General features: G+C 23.3%; 16 protein-coding genes and 1 tRNA gene. 6 read left to right on the top strand and 11 right to left on the bottom strand.

What is annotated here, in order from left to right; translation table 4 throughout:
- Positions 1-52: 52 nt before the first annotated feature.
- Both QMA87_RS01945 and QMA87_RS01940 read right to left on the bottom strand, forming a co-directional pair.
- Positions 53-128, bottom strand: a tRNA-Thr gene (locus tag QMA87_RS01945).
- Between the two features lie 45 nt (positions 129-173).
- Positions 174-1,022 carry an HAD-IIB family hydrolase gene (locus tag QMA87_RS01940; protein ID WP_283823670.1) on the bottom strand — a complete coding sequence of 283 codons (849 nt, stop codon included), beginning with the start codon at positions 1,020-1,022 and terminating at the stop codon, positions 174-176.
- A 56-nt stretch (positions 1,023-1,078) separates the two neighbouring features.
- Between QMA87_RS01940 and QMA87_RS01935 the strand changes: the two genes are divergently transcribed.
- Positions 1,079-1,789 carry a glycerol-3-phosphate acyltransferase gene (locus QMA87_RS01935; RefSeq protein ID WP_283833755.1) on the top strand — a complete coding sequence of 237 codons (711 nt, stop codon included), beginning with the start codon at positions 1,079-1,081 and terminating at the stop codon, positions 1,787-1,789.
- A 251-nt stretch (positions 1,790-2,040) separates the two neighbouring features.
- On the opposite strand, the gene QMA87_RS01930 is transcribed toward QMA87_RS01935, so the two are convergent.
- Positions 2,041-2,979 carry a hypothetical protein gene (locus tag QMA87_RS01930; protein ID WP_283830332.1) on the bottom strand — a complete coding sequence of 313 codons (939 nt, stop codon included), beginning with the start codon at positions 2,977-2,979 and terminating at the stop codon, positions 2,041-2,043.
- 501 nt (positions 2,980-3,480) lie between these two features.
- Positions 3,481-4,344 (bottom strand): DegV family protein, encoded by an 864-nt coding sequence (locus QMA87_RS01925; protein ID WP_283830331.1) that lies wholly within the window; start codon positions 4,342-4,344, stop codon positions 3,481-3,483.
- A 43-nt stretch (positions 4,345-4,387) separates the two neighbouring features.
- Here QMA87_RS01925 and QMA87_RS01920 point away from each other — a divergent pair, with 43 nt between their 5' ends.
- From QMA87_RS01920 to QMA87_RS01905, 4 genes are read left to right on the top strand one after another with little or no spacing between them, the layout of a single operon-like run.
- The gene (locus QMA87_RS01920; protein ID WP_283827069.1) at positions 4,388-4,948 is read left to right on the top strand and encodes a hypothetical protein; all 561 of its coding nucleotides are present in this window, start codon (positions 4,388-4,390) and stop codon (positions 4,946-4,948) included.
- Between the two features lie 2 nt (positions 4,949-4,950).
- A complete protein-coding gene (locus QMA87_RS01915) occupies positions 4,951-6,480 on the top strand; it encodes a hypothetical protein (protein ID WP_283833754.1) in 1,530 nt (509 codons plus the stop codon).
- Between the two features lie 51 nt (positions 6,481-6,531).
- A complete protein-coding gene (gltX, locus tag QMA87_RS01910; RefSeq protein WP_283833753.1) occupies positions 6,532-7,932 on the top strand; it encodes a glutamate--tRNA ligase in 1,401 nt (466 codons plus the stop codon).
- A gap of 20 nt (positions 7,933-7,952) precedes the next feature.
- Complete coding sequence (locus tag QMA87_RS01905; RefSeq protein WP_283823677.1) at positions 7,953-8,321, top strand: hypothetical protein; 369 nt, start codon at positions 7,953-7,955, stop codon at positions 8,319-8,321.
- A gap of 134 nt (positions 8,322-8,455) precedes the next feature.
- On the opposite strand, the gene QMA87_RS01900 is transcribed toward QMA87_RS01905, so the two are convergent.
- From QMA87_RS01900 to rnr, 3 genes are all read right to left on the bottom strand, one after another.
- Positions 8,456-11,071 carry an InlB B-repeat-containing protein gene (locus QMA87_RS01900; RefSeq protein ID WP_283833752.1) on the bottom strand — a complete coding sequence of 872 codons (2,616 nt, stop codon included), beginning with the start codon at positions 11,069-11,071 and terminating at the stop codon, positions 8,456-8,458.
- A 577-nt stretch (positions 11,072-11,648) separates the two neighbouring features.
- Positions 11,649-12,146, bottom strand: coding sequence for a dUTP diphosphatase (locus QMA87_RS01895; RefSeq protein WP_283823679.1), 498 nt, complete (start codon positions 12,144-12,146; stop codon positions 11,649-11,651).
- A 96-nt stretch (positions 12,147-12,242) separates the two neighbouring features.
- Positions 12,243-14,408, bottom strand: coding sequence for a ribonuclease R (rnr, locus tag QMA87_RS01890; RefSeq protein ID WP_283833751.1), 2,166 nt, complete (start codon positions 14,406-14,408; stop codon positions 12,243-12,245).
- Between the two features lie 12 nt (positions 14,409-14,420).
- On the opposite strand from rnr, the gene QMA87_RS03215 reads away from it, so the two are divergent.
- A complete protein-coding gene (locus tag QMA87_RS03215) occupies positions 14,421-14,672 on the top strand; it encodes a hypothetical protein (protein WP_336619109.1) in 252 nt (83 codons plus the stop codon).
- A gap of 15 nt (positions 14,673-14,687) precedes the next feature.
- Here QMA87_RS03215 and QMA87_RS01880 read toward each other — a convergent pair whose 3' ends face one another.
- The 4 genes from QMA87_RS01880 to efp all read right to left on the bottom strand — a co-directional run bounded on the left by QMA87_RS01880 (position 14,688) and on the right by efp (position 17,931).
- Positions 14,688-15,398 (bottom strand): pseudouridine synthase, encoded by a 711-nt coding sequence (locus QMA87_RS01880; RefSeq protein WP_283833750.1) that lies wholly within the window; start codon positions 15,396-15,398, stop codon positions 14,688-14,690.
- 85 nt (positions 15,399-15,483) lie between these two features.
- Positions 15,484-16,869: a hypothetical protein gene (locus QMA87_RS01875; RefSeq protein ID WP_283833749.1), complete on the bottom strand. Its 1,386-nt coding sequence runs from the start codon at positions 16,867-16,869 to the stop codon at positions 15,484-15,486.
- Between the two features lie 190 nt (positions 16,870-17,059).
- Complete coding sequence (locus QMA87_RS01870; RefSeq protein ID WP_283823684.1) at positions 17,060-17,368, bottom strand: MMB_0454 family protein; 309 nt, start codon at positions 17,366-17,368, stop codon at positions 17,060-17,062.
- Positions 17,368-17,931 carry an elongation factor P gene (efp, locus tag QMA87_RS01865; RefSeq protein ID WP_283823685.1) on the bottom strand — a complete coding sequence of 188 codons (564 nt, stop codon included), beginning with the start codon at positions 17,929-17,931 and terminating at the stop codon, positions 17,368-17,370. The genes QMA87_RS01870 and efp overlap by 1 nt, the downstream gene beginning before the upstream one ends.
- Positions 17,932-17,948 lie beyond the last annotated feature (17 nt).

Below are 17,948 nucleotides of genomic sequence, written 5' to 3'. Positions count from 1 at the left end.
CTTTTTAGGCTGAAGTTTTTTGCTTGTTATATAGGCCCTTTTTTGAGCCATATGGTGCCAACTACAGGAATTGAACCTGCGACCCCATCCTTACCATGGATGTGCTCTACCTACTGAGCTAAGATGGCTTTAAATTAAGTAATATTATTATATAATAATTTACTTCAATTTAACTATTTTCTATTAGCAATTTCTTGTTCTATATATGGCATTCTTCTTAATCTAAAATCTTTTATTGCCATAACAAGTCCTTCTTGTAATACATCGCAAGTATAATATTTAGCAATGTTTTTCACATTATCATTAGCATTATCCATAGCATATGAATATCCAACAGTTTTTAACATATCTATATCATTATTACTATCGCCAATACCCATAACATCTTCTGTTGAAACATTAAATACATGTTCACACATTCATTTGATTGCCTCACCCTTATTAGTTCCTAAAGCAGTAACCTCTATATGAGTTGCACCCATATCAACAAAATTAATTGGCAAGTTTAAGGCTTGCATCTCCTTTGAATATGCTTCTACTGTTTTTCTATTTTCGCCCCAAATTTCAAACTTATCAATTTCAATATCAATATTTCCACTTTCATCTCAATCTTCATTTGTTGTATCGGTATGCTCATTAATAAACTCTTTAAATTTATCGCTTACGTTATAACGAAATAATTTTCACCTTGAAGCATAATAAATAGAAAGATTATACTTAAGAGCCAAATCAAACATTTTTTTAACACTTTCATGATCAATAATTTTAATGTAAATAAAATCATTAATATCAAAATCATAAATTGCTGCTCCACCTGACCCAATTAAATATCTAAGATTTAATAATTGGCTAATTCTTTTAATTTTTGGTACCATTGGATTACCTGTATTGAGTGTTAAACAAACTTTTTTAGCATTTTCATTGCCTTTTCTTAACTGTGAGATGTAATCAATTGTTTCTTTAGTTGGATTACCTTTAAATGGGTACATTGTCCCATCAATATCAGAAAAAATATAAATCATAACGTTATTATTATAAATAAATTATTTTAATATAAAATTATTATTAAAGAGGTTTTATGGAGATATTTTTATCAATACTAATAAATTTAGCAATTTTATCATTAGGATATTTTATTGGTTCAGTAAATTTTGCAATTATTTTTTCTAAGAAAAAGGAAAAAGGCGACATTAGAAATAATGGTTCAAATAATGCTGGTGCTACAAACTCAACAAGAGTATATGGGAAAAAATTTGGAATTATTATTTTTGTTTTAGATTTTTTAAAAGCACTGATTCCAACATTGACATTAGGCCTTTTAATTTATTTTTTTGAAGATAAAATACCATTTTTAATAATAACTCAATCTATAACATTAGGTGTAATAATTGGTCATATATGGCCTATATTTCATGAATTTAAAGGCGGAAAAGGTGTTTCTTGTTCAGTAGTTTTAATTTTTTCTATTAATATATTATTATTAATTTTTAGTGTAATTATTTTTGTTGTTATGATGAAATGAAAAAAAATTGTTTCTTTAGCTGTAATTATTGTAACTGTATTTTGTACACCATTAACTTTTGTTTTAATGATTCCACAGATAACACTTTCATTATATAAATATACTTACTTTTTAAACAATATTAATATTAATAATGCTTGATTAATATTTGCATCTGTTGCATCAATATATATAATAGCGGCCGGAATTGTTATGCTTGCTCATCGCTCAAATATAGTTAGATTAATAAATAAAAACGAAAACTCATTTATTAAAAAAACTACATAAGATTAAAATATAATAAATAAAAACCAATGCAAATTTAAACATGCATTGGTTTTTTACTTTCCAAAATTTATAAATTGTTTTTTACTTTTAAGTAAATTCTATTATATAAAGTAATTTTCCTACTAATTATTAGTCTATAAAAAGTTTTGTAAAAAACTAAATTAAGTAATTGATTTTATTTTAATATTAGCTGCAATATCTAAAACATAATTATATTTATTATGTAAATTTATTAATTAAACTCTTTTATATTATCTTGAAGGAATTTTAATAGAAATACCATTATTTTTATTTGTTTTTTCTTTTTCTTTTAGTACAAGAGTTCCAACCTTTTTACCCTTTTCAAATCTTTCATAAAGATCGATGCTATTTTTATTTTTCTTATTATAAAAATTTCATAAATAAACATCCAAAGAATATCCATCAAATACCGGCTCTTCTTTTCCCTGTTCTCTTTTTATTTTTTCATCTTTTTCAAATAAAATTATAAGTTTATTATTTTCGTTTTTACCATTTGCTTTGTATTCAAATTCAAAAAAAGTATCATTTTTGTCATCTGAAAGTGAAGTCAATTCTTTAATTTCTAAATTTTGATTTAAATTTGCTTTGTCACTTTCAAAATATTTATACACTTTTCATTTTCCTCCAGTTTTATTTCCATCATATGGTTTAAATTTAAAAGTGTATGTAATACCAGCATTTAGATCTTCTTCAAGTTCTTTAGCCGCATCCTTTCTATCATTTTCATCTTTAATACTTTTATAAACACTATAACCTAATCCTGAAAGTGCAGCCAAACCAACAGCGCTATATAAAGCGCTCAAAAAAAGTGTACTATTATTTGAAAAAAAGCCAAACAAATTACTTAACAATGAACCATCAATTTTATTTGCAATGGTCTTCTTTTTAATATTAACAATTTGTAATAAAGTATCAAATTTATGAAATACATGCCCTTGTGAGATTTGTAAATTTATTTCAGGCTGACTATTTTGTAATAAGGAATTTTCAACATAAATATTTTTATTAATTAAATTATTAGTTTTAATATTTTTTATATTTTGTTGTTTAGTTTTAATTGCTGAATTATTTTGATAATTAATACTCAATAATAACGAACATAACGGTACAAAGGAAATTAATGAAACAGTTAAAATATTAATAAAATTTTTTACTTTTTTGTTTTTCATTTTTTACTCCTTAATTTTGTTAAATATATAAATATATGAAATATAAATTTTTATATATTATAAATATGCAGAAATTACAATAAGAAAAGAATAAATAAAATATACAATTTGAAAAAGCATATTTGCTTTAAATAATTTTATACTAAGCACATAATATCTTAATTAATAAGATATCAAATTTTAAAAGCAAATGATATTAATTTTATTATTTTTTGCTGCACAAGAGCGCTTTAAAAAAATTACATTAAATAAAAACGGTTGAAAAAAAATTACCTTAAAATGCTATACATAAAATATAGTAAAAATATTTACAATAAATTTATTATATATAATTCTTAAAAACAAAAAAAATAACTAAAATTTAGTTAATAATTTTACCAAAAACAAAATTTTCAAAATATAGCTATAGCAGACAATAATATAAAAATAAATAAGTATAAATTTTATAAAAAAAACTAAAGAATGCTTTGAAATAAAGTTATTTTTTAATCAATAAATATATTAAAAATTATTTTGTCTTAATTTATTTAATATGTTAATATATTTTTCATCAACATTAGTATTTATTATAGCAATAGCTTCAATACCAGTGTGAATTGCCACTGTACAAGGAATGAAATATTCATGATTAATTTGCCCTATAAATTCATCGCGCACCTTTTCAATATTGTTATTATGTGAATGCAGTAAAATAATTTTTGTTCTCTCACTTTTACTTTTATTTAAATTCAATTTAATATATTTTGAAACAGTTTTATCAAATATTCTACTTTTATCATATTTTTTTAATTCACCATCAAATGAAATTACAGGAACAATCTTTAAAACTTTTGCAAGTGCTGCAGCAGCTGGCGAAAGTCTACCGCCTTTAACAAGAGGTTCATTTGATTTGGGGATCAAAAGAGTTAAATCATTAGACTTATAAGTACCTAATTTATTAAATTCTTCAATAAATTGTTTTTCTGTTTCAATTTTCTTATCTTGAAAAGCAAGAAGATCAAAAACTATGTGTTCACAAATATTATGTGATTCAACAACATAAACATTATCATAATCATTTGATAAAAGTTTAAAATTAGCATATTGAGAAGAAAGATGTTTTGAAATTGGATAAACAACAATTTTATCATATTCTTTTGATAATTTGTCATACATATTTTTAATTTCTTGAATGTTAGTTGCGCTTGTTTTAGCTATTGAAGAATTTTTATAAATTTGATTGAACATTGAAGAATTTATATCAACTCCATCAATATATTCTTTTCCATCTATTGTTATTGTCATTGGAAGCAAATATCATCCTAATTTTTTAGCCTCATTCAAACTTAGGTTAGAAGAAGAATCTACTATTATCGCTATTTTCATATAATATTATTTTATATAAATTTAATTAATTTATAATTAAATAATGATAATTAAATTAAACGTTTGTAACAATTTTAGCAATACTTTAGTATATATTTTAAATAATAGTAAAGGCATTTTACAATTAGAAACTAGTAAAATTAATAACTTAATTGTTCAACATTATGAACATAAGGTTTATAGTATTATTGATTTAAATTCAAATGAAAATATTAGATTTCAGTTGATAGATAAACTTCCAGATATTATAATAAAACAATTAGAAAACTATGATTTATCTAGTTCAATATTTTATGATTTTGGAATTTTAATTTCTAAAGTTCAAAATGAGAACAAAAAGAATTTATATGAAATAAAAGTTCAAAGTAAGAATAAAATTTATCAACTTGTAACAAATAGAGAAGATGTAGAAATAAACAATACATATTGAATTGGTTTGCCAGGAGCATTACTTTATGATGGCAGTATCTTACAAGAGGGAACGATTGCTGGATTATTTTCTGAAGCAATGCTTTTAGGAGAGAAATCAATTTATAATATAGATTCTAAAACGCTTTTAACTAATGAAAATGATTTAGATAAATTAAAAGATGGGATTTATTAATTATGGATTTCCAAAGAGAAGAAAATTTAACTGATTTTTGGTTAAATTATTGAACAGAAGCGAAAAAAAATTCTATAGCCAAACAAGTTAATAATCCTAAATTTTTATCATTCTTTTTTAAATCATTTGTTATTTCGAATAATAATTTAGTAATTTTTAATCAAACGCATGGTTTTGGCAATTTTAATAAGTTAACTTATACAATTTTTATTGATAATTTTTTTAAAAATATTGATTTAACAAATAAAAATATTATTGTATTACAAAATTTAAAAAACCCATCTTTCTATTACGATTTAACTTGTTCGAAAATTACACAAAATAAAGGGTTTGCATATATTGCTGAAAATAAAAAACGTACATCAATTATTTTTTTAAATACGTATATAAAAAGAATTAGAGCGGATTATATTATTCATGCCTCTACTGAAAAAGATTACACATATATAAGAATTTTTGAAAATGGCAAGCCAATTGCTAAAAGCATTCTTATTAATACATTGAATGAATATAATAAAGCGCAAACTGTTCAAGCAGTAATTAGTGATGAACGTTTTGTTCATATTAATCAAAATTTAATTGAAGAAGATTATATTGAAAATTCTATAAAAAATCTTTCAGGAAGCTTTTTATATGACGAACCATTAATTAATATTGTTATAGAAAGAAATAATGAACACTTTGATGACACCTTAAAAAAATTATTAAAACTTAGTAAATATAAAATTTTATTTACCCCTTCAAATGGAAGCAATTTTTTGAAAAAATTTATTAATTATATTTATATTTACTGAATTAAAAAACCAGATATTATTTTAAAATTAAATAATAATTTTAATCAAATTAGTTTAAAACTAAATATTGATGACTCATATGCCAAAATTGATCCAAACTTTTTAGTTATTTCTTATCTTGATTATTATATAAATGAGTTAAAAGCGGAAGATATGTCTTATTTATTTTTAGATCCCTCATTTAATGCATATTTTGATAAATTATTTTTAAGATTTCCTAAAATAAAACAAGTTTCAAATCTTGATGATTCTAAACTATTTTTAGTTAAAGATTTTGCTAATATAGGAATTAAACAATATAAAAATGATATAGTTGCATTTATTTTTAAATATATTTTATATATTAATTATTTAAAAAACCAAAATATAAGCATGTTTTTTAAATGAAAAAATTTAACAAAATTATATGGAAATTATTATGAATTAGTTAAAGTTTTTAATATTAAATTTAGAGAAATTGATAAGTTGCTTGATAGTATTAAAAATAATTTTTCAGCTTATGAGTGTGAATATATTATTGAAGTTCAAAATATTACATCAGCTTTTCATGATCAATTAATATTAATAAGAATTCCTAATGAAAATTCAACAATTTTGATTGCTTATAATTTTATTTTTGAAAAATATGAAGTTTACTTTACTATAAATAAAGATTTTAAAAAAGATAAATCAAATTATAAGAAAAGAATTAAAAAATATGTAGAAGTTGTTCAAACTTCACTTGAAGAAGCCATATAGGTTTCTTTTTGTTTTATGTTTAAAAAATTACAAATAAAGTAAAATATTTATATGTTAAATAAAAAAATTAGAACAAGATATGCTCCTAGTCCAACAGGATATTTACATATTGGTGGAGCCAGAACAGCACTATTTTCATATCTTTTTGCTAAACATTTTAATGGAGATTTTATTTTAAGAATTGAAGATACTGATCAAAAGAGAGATGTTAAAGATGGTGAAAGATCACAACTTGAAAATTTAGCTTGATTAGGAATAATTCCTGATGAATCGCCTATTAATCCAAATTCTAAATATGGAAAGTATCGTCAATCAGAAAAATTAGATCGTTACAATGAAGTAATCAATGAAATGATTAAAGATGATATTGCATATATCGCTTATGAAAATTCCAATGAATTATCTATGCAGAAAGAAGAACAAGCAGCTAAGGGAATAACATCATTTAAATATGATCCTAATTGACTTAAAATTTCTGATGAAGAAAAAAGAATTAGATTTTCAAGAGGCGAATATTCAGTTCGTTTTAGAATGACTAAAAACCAGATTCTTGGTTGAGAAGATTTAGTTAGGGGACATATTGAATGAGCTTCTGAAGAAATAGGAGATTTTGTAATTAGAAAAAGCGATGGCTTTCCAACATATAACTTTGCAGTTGTTGTTGATGATCATGATATGCAAATTACGCATATTTTAAGGGGAGAAGAACACATTGCTAATACTCCAAAACAAATAGCAATTTATCGGGCTCTTAATTGAAAAATACCAGAATTTGGCCATTTAACAATTATTACTAATATGGAAGGAAAAAAACTTTCTAAACGCGATACTACAATGAAACAATTTATTGAGGATTATAAAAATGAAGGTTATGTACCAGAAGCTATTTTCAACTTTCTAGCACTATTAGGTTGAACCGATGCTTCTTCTAGAGAATTACTTTCTCATGAAGAATTAATTAAAAATTTTGATTATGAACGTCTTTCAAAATCGCCATCAAAATTTGACATTGTAAAAATGCAATGATTTTCTAAACAGTATTTTAAAAATTTAGATAATGATTTAATAATTTCTAAATTAAATTCTTCTAAAGATAAATCATGATTAGAAATGTTTGTTTCCACTTATAAAGATAGCAGTTACAATATTCAAACTCTTAAAGAATCTTTAGCAATTTATGATGATATTTCTACTGAAAAAGCTGATATTAAAGAATTTGATGCGATTGTTGTAAAAACATTTGCTGAACTATTATTAAATTCTGAATTTAGTGTTGAAAATATATCGCAATTAATTAAAGAAACGCAAAAAATTACTGAAATTAAAGGAAAAAATCTATTTATGCCTATTAGACTAGCAAGCACAAAACAAGAGCATGGTCCTGAATTAGCTAAGGCAATCTACTTATTTGGAAAAGAAATAATATTCGAAAGATTAAAAAAATGACTTTAAAATTTAAAAGTATAAATGACATGTTTCAAGATGAAAGGGCAAAAATTGAATTTAATGTACCTTACACACAAGATACGTTTATTGATAAGGACATTGAATTTGAAGTTTATGAATTTATTGATCCTAAATCTAAATTAATTAACAGATTTGAATTTTCTGCAACTAAAGTAAATTTAATTGCTGGCGTTAGTACCCTATTATTTGAATTAAATCAGAAAATTGCAAATGAATATACTATTTATGATGGGAAAAATAAGTTTAAAGCCTACTTGCATACACATTTAACATCTTTAAATATTACAGAAAAACATAAAAGCTTTTCTTATACGCTTTTTGATGGAGAAAGAAAAATGGGCAATATTACAATTTCTCTTGAGATATTGGACTAATAAAAAGCTAGAAGTTATTTCTAGCTTTTTAAATGACTATTTAACTTAAAAATAAATTATAAAAAATTGATATCTTTTAAAAAAATAAAATCATATGCAAATTAGTTACAAAAAATAAATAAGTGCTTGCTTTTTTAATTTGTTTGTTTTTCATATTTATCTGGATTTAATAAAACCTCTATTGAAGTATATAATTTTGTAATAAAGTTAGAAATATCACCTGCCAACTTAATTGTTGTTTTAGCAATTTGAAAAGCTTTTTCCTTTTTAGTGTCTTTAATTAATTGAAAAGCCGTTACCATAATATCTTGAATTCCACCCTCTCCCGCAATTGCATCAGCAAAATTATTTAGCGCCACTAAAAAGAAGTGTAAATCTTTTTTATTTTTAGCCGGCTTTCCTTCTGAATCTAAATTTAAAGCCTGACTAATGTTAAGCTTTTTATTTTTTTCTCCCTCTATCAATCCGTTTAATACCATAACTTTAATAAATTCAATTCTTTGTTTTTTAGCGCTGTTATCTGAATTTAAAAATTTGCTAAAATCTCATTTTTTCACTTTATCAGTAAATACACTATCTTTAAATTCGCCATTGCCATAGGTAGAATTAATAGCAACAACAGCTTTTGCAATTTCTTCTATAAATTTTGTAATAGAATTAACTATTACTGAAGAAGAACCTTTAAAAGGATTATCTCCATTTAATTTTAAAAATTCACTATTATTATTGTCATCATTTTCATTTCAATTAAATGCCTTATCAACTATTCTATTAATAGATTCATAACCTTTTCAGAATTCTTCGCTAGTTCTTTTTCCGCCCATTAATAAATAAGTTACTCATCTTACAAAACTAATAGCATCTTTTGTAATATCGGCATATTTTTTAATTTCTTCAAAATTAGCAGCTGTAGATGCAGATTTTTCAGCAATTTCAAATATAATTTCAAAAATTTCTCTTATATCACGAATTTTATCTCATTTATCAGCTGTAAATTTAGGATAAATTTTATTTGTTCTAATTGGGTATTTTGATAAACCGTCTTTAAATATAATTTTATTTCTAAATTCAGGATCAGAATATCATCCAGCAAAAACAACACCTTTTTCTTTTTCTTCTTTACTTCTTTTATCAAAAGCTTCATTATTTTGAACATCTGATTCATCAAATTTTCTTGGTGATTCACCTTTATATCAACTGAAATCAATTTTTGGAAGATATGTCTCTTTTAATCTGCCATCAAGTGTTAAAAATTGGTCTGAAACTTCTTTATTTGATTCCAATGTTGATCTTTCAATTTTAATTTGTTTTGTTGATTCGAATTGTAATTCTACTATTTCTTCGTTATCTTTATTTTGTGAATCAAATAATTTATCTGCTTTATATTCTGTGCCATCTAAAAAGAATTTTTTAAATAGATATTGGCCTTTCATTTCTTGCTTAGATAAATCAATGCTAAATACTGGAGAAGTAAATAAAATTTCCTCCTCATCAATTATTTTGTTTGCTCAAATATGACCAATAAATTCATCTGTTTCTTGCTTTTTAAAGATATAAACAGGTTCATGCATGTAATTTACATTCAAAGTATATTCTTTACCAATTTCAAATTTAACTATTGATTCGCCATCTTCATCAAATAAAAACGGATATTCATTTTTGCTTGAATCTGTATATTTTAATGTTTCACTATCAAATGATCATTTATTAGCATCTTTCACAGAATCTATGCCATCTTGAATTAATTTAGTAATTCTTTCTTTAGTCACTTCACCATTTTCGCCTAACACCAATGTTTTTATAGTATCTTTTTGATAATTTAGTTTAGGCAATTTAACCAAAAGCGTTGGATATTTTGCAAATACAGCATAAATAGTTGTTGGTTTAACAAATTTATGCTCTTTTTCGCCATTAATAAATATGTTTGGTTTTGTAGCATTTTCTTGAGTACTTCAACCTAAAAACTTGTGATTTTCTTTCCATTTTGGATCTTCAGGTTTTTGAATGATGCCTTCATCTGATTTTATAGTTTTAATATTGCCATTTGTATCATCAATAGTAATATTAATAACATCATTTCTAGTAATTGTTCCGCCCGTTAATAAGTAATTTGAAGTAATATCTTCAAAATTGCCTGTTACTTTTGAACTGTTTGTAACTGTTAATCTATAAGAAATCCTATCTACTGATGGAATTTCTCCTTCATATGGACTTTGTACAATTTCAGCAGCTTTACCAAATGCATTTTTAATTTTAATATTTCATTTGCCATCAGCATTTTTGCCATGTAGTTCAATTTTTGTATATTTTGTTAATCCGGCAAATATTCTACTTCAGTCATTTCCATCAATTCATTTAAAATCCGCAAATGGAATATTAAAAGTAATTGGATTTTTACCAATTTTTCCATTTTGTCTATATGTTATTTGAACAGCAAGTTGTTCTTTTTCATAATCAATAACCTGTTTAGAAAATCCTAATCTAATGCCTTTTTCTTTAAATTTTTTTTCATTAACTATTTTAAGTTGCAAATTTGTAATTCCGCCTAATGCATCATAAACTGTAATATCTTCTGTATTTAGCTGAATTGTTGAAGCTATATAATTTTCTATTTCAGTTCTTAAAGAATTATTTTCTAATCTAGTATCGCTATTACGTTTTCCTTTTATTTTATTATTACAAGAAACAGAAAAAGTAGAAAATACCAAAAAACTTGCACTTAAAATAAGCAATAACTGTTTTTTCTTCATGATCTCCTTTAATATTAAAAATATCTTTATATTTCATAATTAATTATTTAATAATATATTTACATTTAATTAAATATTTCAATTCAATTTTATTTAATAATATATATTATAAAAATAAGTTAGTAAAAATTTTCTACACGCAAAATTATGATTATTAGCAATATATGCATAAATTTTTTATTAAAATTTTGTCATTGTTTGTTATTTAAAATATTATCATAAAATTTGTTTTTTTTAATAAAATTAAGATAAAAATATATTTTATTATTAACTTAATTAATTATTTTTATAATTAAAAATAGCATTTTAATATTAAAAATAAGAGTTATTTAAAAACTCGCTAAAGTTATTTATATTTAATTTAACTATATTAAACAAGTAGACAAACAAAAATTAATAGTACTAATAAAATAAATTAATAAAAAAATAAAATAAATTTATAAATTTGATTCATTTAAAAACGAAACTAATAAAATATGAATTTTTTAGTTTTTATTTGTAATCTTAAAAAATAAAAACATTATATTTTTTAAGATATTGTATTAATAAAAGGCCAGATACAATTTCTGGCCTTTTATTAATAGTTTTCAATTATTCTTTTAAAATTTATTTGATTTTTTTTCATATATGAATCTTCTATTTCTTCGTCATTAAATCCAACCATAGATGCTAATCCAAAAATTAATTCTATTGTATATTTAATATTTTCTTTAGTATCTTCATCAAACCATTTATTTACTCATTTCATAATTTCAATAAATTGTTCATTTGGATCTTCTGAATAAATTACAGGTTTTATATTTGAATCTATATTTTTTCTTATTGCCCAACTAGTAGCAAAATGTAAAACATCAGCAAGCTCATCAAGAATTTTAGATTTATTATCTTTTCTTGTTTTTTTTCAATACTTAAATGTTTCAATTTCATTCATAAATTCACCTAATTCGATAATTAAAGCAATAATTGTAAGTCTTTTTATTTCATCAAAAGAGTGAATATTATGAATTTTTTTTGATCTATTAAATATAGCTTCATCTAAAATTAACTGTTTTTCAAATATTTTTTTTAAATTCATATTTTAATTATAGACATAAAAGTTTTAAAAATTTTATTATCTTATTCAATTAAAAATAAATAAATGTTTTTATTTTTAAACAAAATAAGTTTTACTTTATTTAAAATTTGCTTTGTTTAATCTAATTGATCCTCTTTTTAATTTATTCATAAAATTAATATATTTTAAATAATCATCTTTAAGAACACAATCTATTTTTCCATCTCTTAAGTTAGTTTGAACAATCGTTATTTCGACTTCATCACCAATTTTAAAAGCTCTAGCTCCAGGTGCTTGTAGTATTTCTTTTTCTTCATTATATTCATAAGTGGCATTTAACATATTTTTAATATGGCAAAGTACTGACACTTTTGTATTTAATTCAATAAACATACCAAATTTACTTACTGTTGTAACAATTCCTTTAAATGTTTCACCAATCTTAGAATGATAATATTCTGCATATCTTACATCATTAGTATTGCGCTCAACCACTAAAGCATTTTGTTCTGATTCAGAATTTTGTTTTGCAATTTTATCAAGCGTTAATAATGTTTCCTCTAAATTATTACATTCTTTATTAGCAAAATAATAGTCCCTAAGAATTCTATGAACAATTAAATCAGGATATCTTCTAATTGGGGAAGTAAAATGACAATATGATTTTGATGCCAAACCAAAATGACCAATATTAAAAGAACTATATACAGCCTTAGCCATAGTTCTAAGGAAAAGAATTTTTAAAATATCGTTATTTTCATGATGATATTCTTGAAAAATATCTTTTATATTTTGAGCAAAAAGTAGTGAATTTGAAGGAAAGTCAATTTTTGAAGTTAATCCTAAAATTTTTAATTGTTTATTTGTATTATCAATCTTTTCTTCTTCAGGCTCTTCATGAACTCTGAAAACTGCAGGAAGATTCTTTTTAATTAAAAACTTGGCTACCTCTTCATTAGTTCTAACCATAAAATCTTCAATCATATTTTCGCTAATTCCACCCTGTTTAGTTAAAATATTTTTAACTGTACCATTTTCATTAAGAATAATTTTAGGCTCAATAATTTCAAAATTAACATAGCCTTCATCTTCTTTATACTTTCTAATAATTTTAGCTAATTCATATGAAACGTTAATTAATGCATCAACTTCAGCATTTATTGATTTTTGCTTTTCAATATATTTGTTAACTTGATTATATGTTAGGCGGTATTTTGATTTAATAATAGAAGGATAAATTTTTACTTCCCTTGTATTACCTTCTTGATCTATTTTCATAATTACGCTAAGAGCATAACGATCTTCATTAGGATTAAGTGAACAAATACCATTTGATAATTTTTCAGGCAACATTGGAATTACTTTATCAGCGGTATAAATTGATGTCCCACGCTTAAGCGCCTCTTTATCTATTTTGCTATCTTTTTTAACATAAAATGAAACATCGGCAATGTGAACGCCTAATATGTAAAAATTATCTTGTTTTGATACACTAATAGCGTCATCAAAATCTTTAGTATCATCACCATCAATTGTAACTATTAATTCATTTCTAAAATCTTTTCTAGTTTCATCTTCAGAAATAAAATCAGGAATTAATGCAGCCTCTTCAAGTACTTCTTTACTAAATGAATTATTTGTATTTAGTGAAAATAATTTTGCCTGAGCATTTAATGTAGGAGAATCAAGTTTTGCAATAACATCATTAATTTCTGCTATTAAAAAATCTTTTTCATATCCAATAATTTTTACTAATACAAGAACATTATTTAAATCTTTATATTGTTCTAAATTTGAAATTTTAAACTTACTAAAACGATATGTATCATAAAAACCCTGCAATGTTTTTATGCCATCAACAGTTAGTAATTTACACACGATTTTCTTATGTGATCTTTTATTTAAAGCAATTATTACAGCATTTTGTTTATCACCATATTGGTAAATATTTGCCATTACATTATCGCCATCATAAGCATTTTTAAAATGCTCTTTTGCAACAAAATAGCTTTCATCTGAGGCGTCATCATAAATAAATCCAAAATGATCTTTATTCTTTTTAAATTCTCCATTAATAGTTTTTAAATATTTCATAAAATAATATTCATCACTTTTTCTATTATGAAATATATAATGGTTTATCGTTAAATTCGATAAAAACTCAGATAAAAGTTTATTATTCTTTTTGTCAATTCTAAAAAAACGAGCTATTGAAATAAAATCTTTTGGCCCCTGTTCTTCTAAATATTTTTGTAAATTGTCTCTGTTAAGTTCTAATATCATTATTATTTTGTAATGATTCTAAGTGATAATGTTAATATAAATAGAAGAATTCCAAATGCAAACATACTTCACTTAATTCATTTTTTAAATCCCCTTTCTTTTGAAAATTTAAATAGTTCTAAATCACCGCTACCCACTAAAGCTCCTGAAAAAGCATTAGAATCAGGCGACATTATTAAACTAATTATTAAAATAAATATACTTAAAATTATTAAAAATGAAATAAATGCAATAGCCATATGAATCTCCTTAATTAAATATTAAATATTATAAAGTAAATTACTCTAGATTACTTAATATATCTTTTTTATCAATAAGACGATATTCACCTTCAGTAAGACCTTTAGCAGAAATATCGCCAAATTTAACTCTATTTAAATAAGTTACATTTAACCCAAAATGAGCAAACATTCTTTTTACTTGATGAAATTTGCCTTCAGAAATAGTAAGTAGAGCTTTATCATGTTCTAATAATTGAAGTAATGCTGGTTTAGTGGTGAAATCATTAAATTTAATTCCTTTTGCAAATTTTGCAATTAATTCATAAGGAATTTCATTATCAACTTCAACATAATAAATCTTTAAAATATGATTTTTTGGCGAAGTTAATTCGTGAGTTAAATTTCCATCATTAGTAATTATTAATACGCCCTCAGTATCGATATCTAATCTACCAACAGTATGAAGATTTTTTATATATTGAAGTTCAGGATCCAATAGTTCAAATACCGTTGGATTTTTTGAGTCTTTATTAGCGCAAACATAACCAAACGGTTTATTAAGTAAAATATAAATATATTTATCCTTTATTTGGTTAAATTCAAATTCTTGAATTTGAATTACATCATTTTCAATATCTATATCAATTGATGTTTTAATGATGATATCATTAACGCTAATTTTTTTCTTTCTAATTAGCTTTTTTGTATTTGTTCTAGAAATTCCGTGATAGTTAGACAAGTATTTTTCAATTCTCATTATATTTTTCATATATGAATAATACTAATAAATGAATAATTGAAATTAAAAAATAGTTTTTACAATTAATAAGATGTTATATAACAGTAAAAAAATATTATCAATTTTTAGTTAAAAATTTAGTAATCATTTCTGAAAGCTCTTTCATGCTAATACTTAATGGATTTCGTATATGATCAATACCCCTATTTTTTGTTAATTTATTAATAATGTAAAGCAACATTTCAATAAAAAAAGAAAAAGTTTGTTTTAATTCTTTATTTTTTTGTCTATTAGAAAGTTTTGACAACCCATTATTAATGTCATTTAATATTGTTTCAAATTTTATAATAAATTTCATAACTTCAGTTTTTTCTTGCCCATCTATTTCTGAAATTTCAATTAATTTATTTAAAAAATTCAATAAATTAATTTCATTTTGTAAATTTTTTATTTTAGTTTTAATATCTTCGAAAACAAAAAAGATATCTGAATTATTTACATTATTAGGTTCTAAAATATAACGTTTTCTTCTTGTTTTTTTTATATTATTTTGTAACAACTGAACAGTTTCTATTCTTTGTCATGCATTCAAGTTATCTGTAAAAATAAATTTATGTCAATTATCTTTTGTCATTTTATTGAACTGCTCTTCTTTAGAAATTTTTAAACTATAAATCAACTCAATAAAATCTTTTGCAGTCTTTCCGCTATTATCATTTTTAATAGCTTCTAATATAATGGAGATAAAACTGTTATTTTGTTTCTCATTATTATTAAAATATTCAGTAATAAAATTATGATTTTCAAAACTATTTTTAATAGATTGAACATCCTTTTTATTTTTAAAAAAATGTTTTATTTGATGTCTAAGGTCTTTGCTAGTTTCTTTTAATTTTTTGTCAGAAATTCTAAGAATATCTAATAATAAGTTGCTAGCAGCATTTTTTGCTTCAGGATTATAATCGTTATCAAAAATTGATTTTAATAATTCTTCAACTTTAGAAGGAAAACTATACGACCATATTCCATACTTAGTTTGTGGAACAACCTTTTCAAACAAAAATCCTAAACCTACAAATCCAAGTATTAATGAAGCACCACCCAAAATACCACCTATTGTAATAGGAAAAATTTTATTTTTATTAGCAAATAAATTTGAAAATCAGTTCGAAGAGCGCTTTTTATTTTTTATATTATTTGTTATTAAAATATCAGTGTTTCCTTCATCAATAACATCTTCATATGGTTCTACATGTTTTTCAATTCCTATTGTTGATTCAACTACTGGCAATTTATTATCTTTTTGTTTATTTGTCTTATAAGGATTTTGGGGCGAATTATTATCATTATTAATTTTTGTTTTATTTGAATTTTTAATATTTTTATTCTGATTAAAATTTTCTTCTTTTTTAGCATTTTTATTAATTTTTGTACAACTAATTAAAATGCCTACGCCTGGAAATACCATAGCAACAGATATAAATTTTGTTAACCTATTCATGCAGATTCCTTTATTAATTATTAATAATATTAATAAATAATTAACACTCACTATATAGTAACAAATATCATAAAATAATCATTAAATAATAATATTTTTGACAAAAACAAAAATTTTATTAAAAACGAAATTTTATTCATCTTATTTAAAATAAAATAAATAAAAAAAGCACCCTTTAGATGCATCTATCTTAATTATTTTTTTCGCCAAGGCAGAATAATTGAATATTACTTGGTTTTGTTGAAATTAAAGCTTCAACTATATTTTCAATTTCTTTATTAGCATAATTAACAACATTATTTAATTGAGAAAAATCTTCTATATAAAAATCAACTTTAATAGCAATATTAGATCTATCTTCATTAATTTCAACAACAGGAGTTTTTGCTAATTCAACACCTTTTGTTCAATCCATCATTTTTTTAATTTTCTGAATAAATATATCTTTGTAAACACAATATGATTCATTTACACCGATTGTTTTAATGACACATTCCATTATTTATTAGCTTTCCCCATATATTTTCCGCTCTCAGTTGAAATGCTAATAATATCATTTTCTTTAATAAACATAGGAGCTTCTAATTCAAATCCGGTTTCAACAATAATTCTTTTTTGTGGATTTGTTGTTGTATTTCCTTTAACAGCATCAGGAGCTTCTGTAACAACTAGATCAACATTTGCCGGCAATTCTATATCCAAAACTTCATCATGGTACATTCTTACTACAACTTTTGAATTTTCTTTAAGGAAGTTTAATTCTCATTCTACTTTAGATAAATCAATATAAATTTGTTCATAAGTTTCATCCTCCATTAAAACAATTGAACCTCCATCATTGTAAAGATAAGTCATACTTTTTTTATCAATACGAGCCTTTTTAACTCTATCTCCACCTGTTCATGTTTTAATTGTAGTTGAGCCAGTTCTTAAATTTTTAACCTTTGCTTTAACATTAGCTTGCCCTCTTCCTTGTTTAGAATGTTGAGCTTCTAAAACAACAAAAATTGCACCATCTTCTTCAAATGTTATTCCTGGTTTAAATTCATTAACATTAATCACATATACCTCTTTTATTT

This window comes from Mycoplasma phocimorsus, assembly GCF_030077875.1.
In the GTDB taxonomy this organism is placed as follows: Bacteria; Bacillota_I; Bacilli_A; order Mycoplasmatales; family Metamycoplasmataceae; genus Mycoplasma_H; species Mycoplasma_H phocimorsus.
The sequence above is the reverse complement of the archived record's forward strand: the minus strand, read 5'-3'. Positions and strand labels throughout refer to the sequence as shown.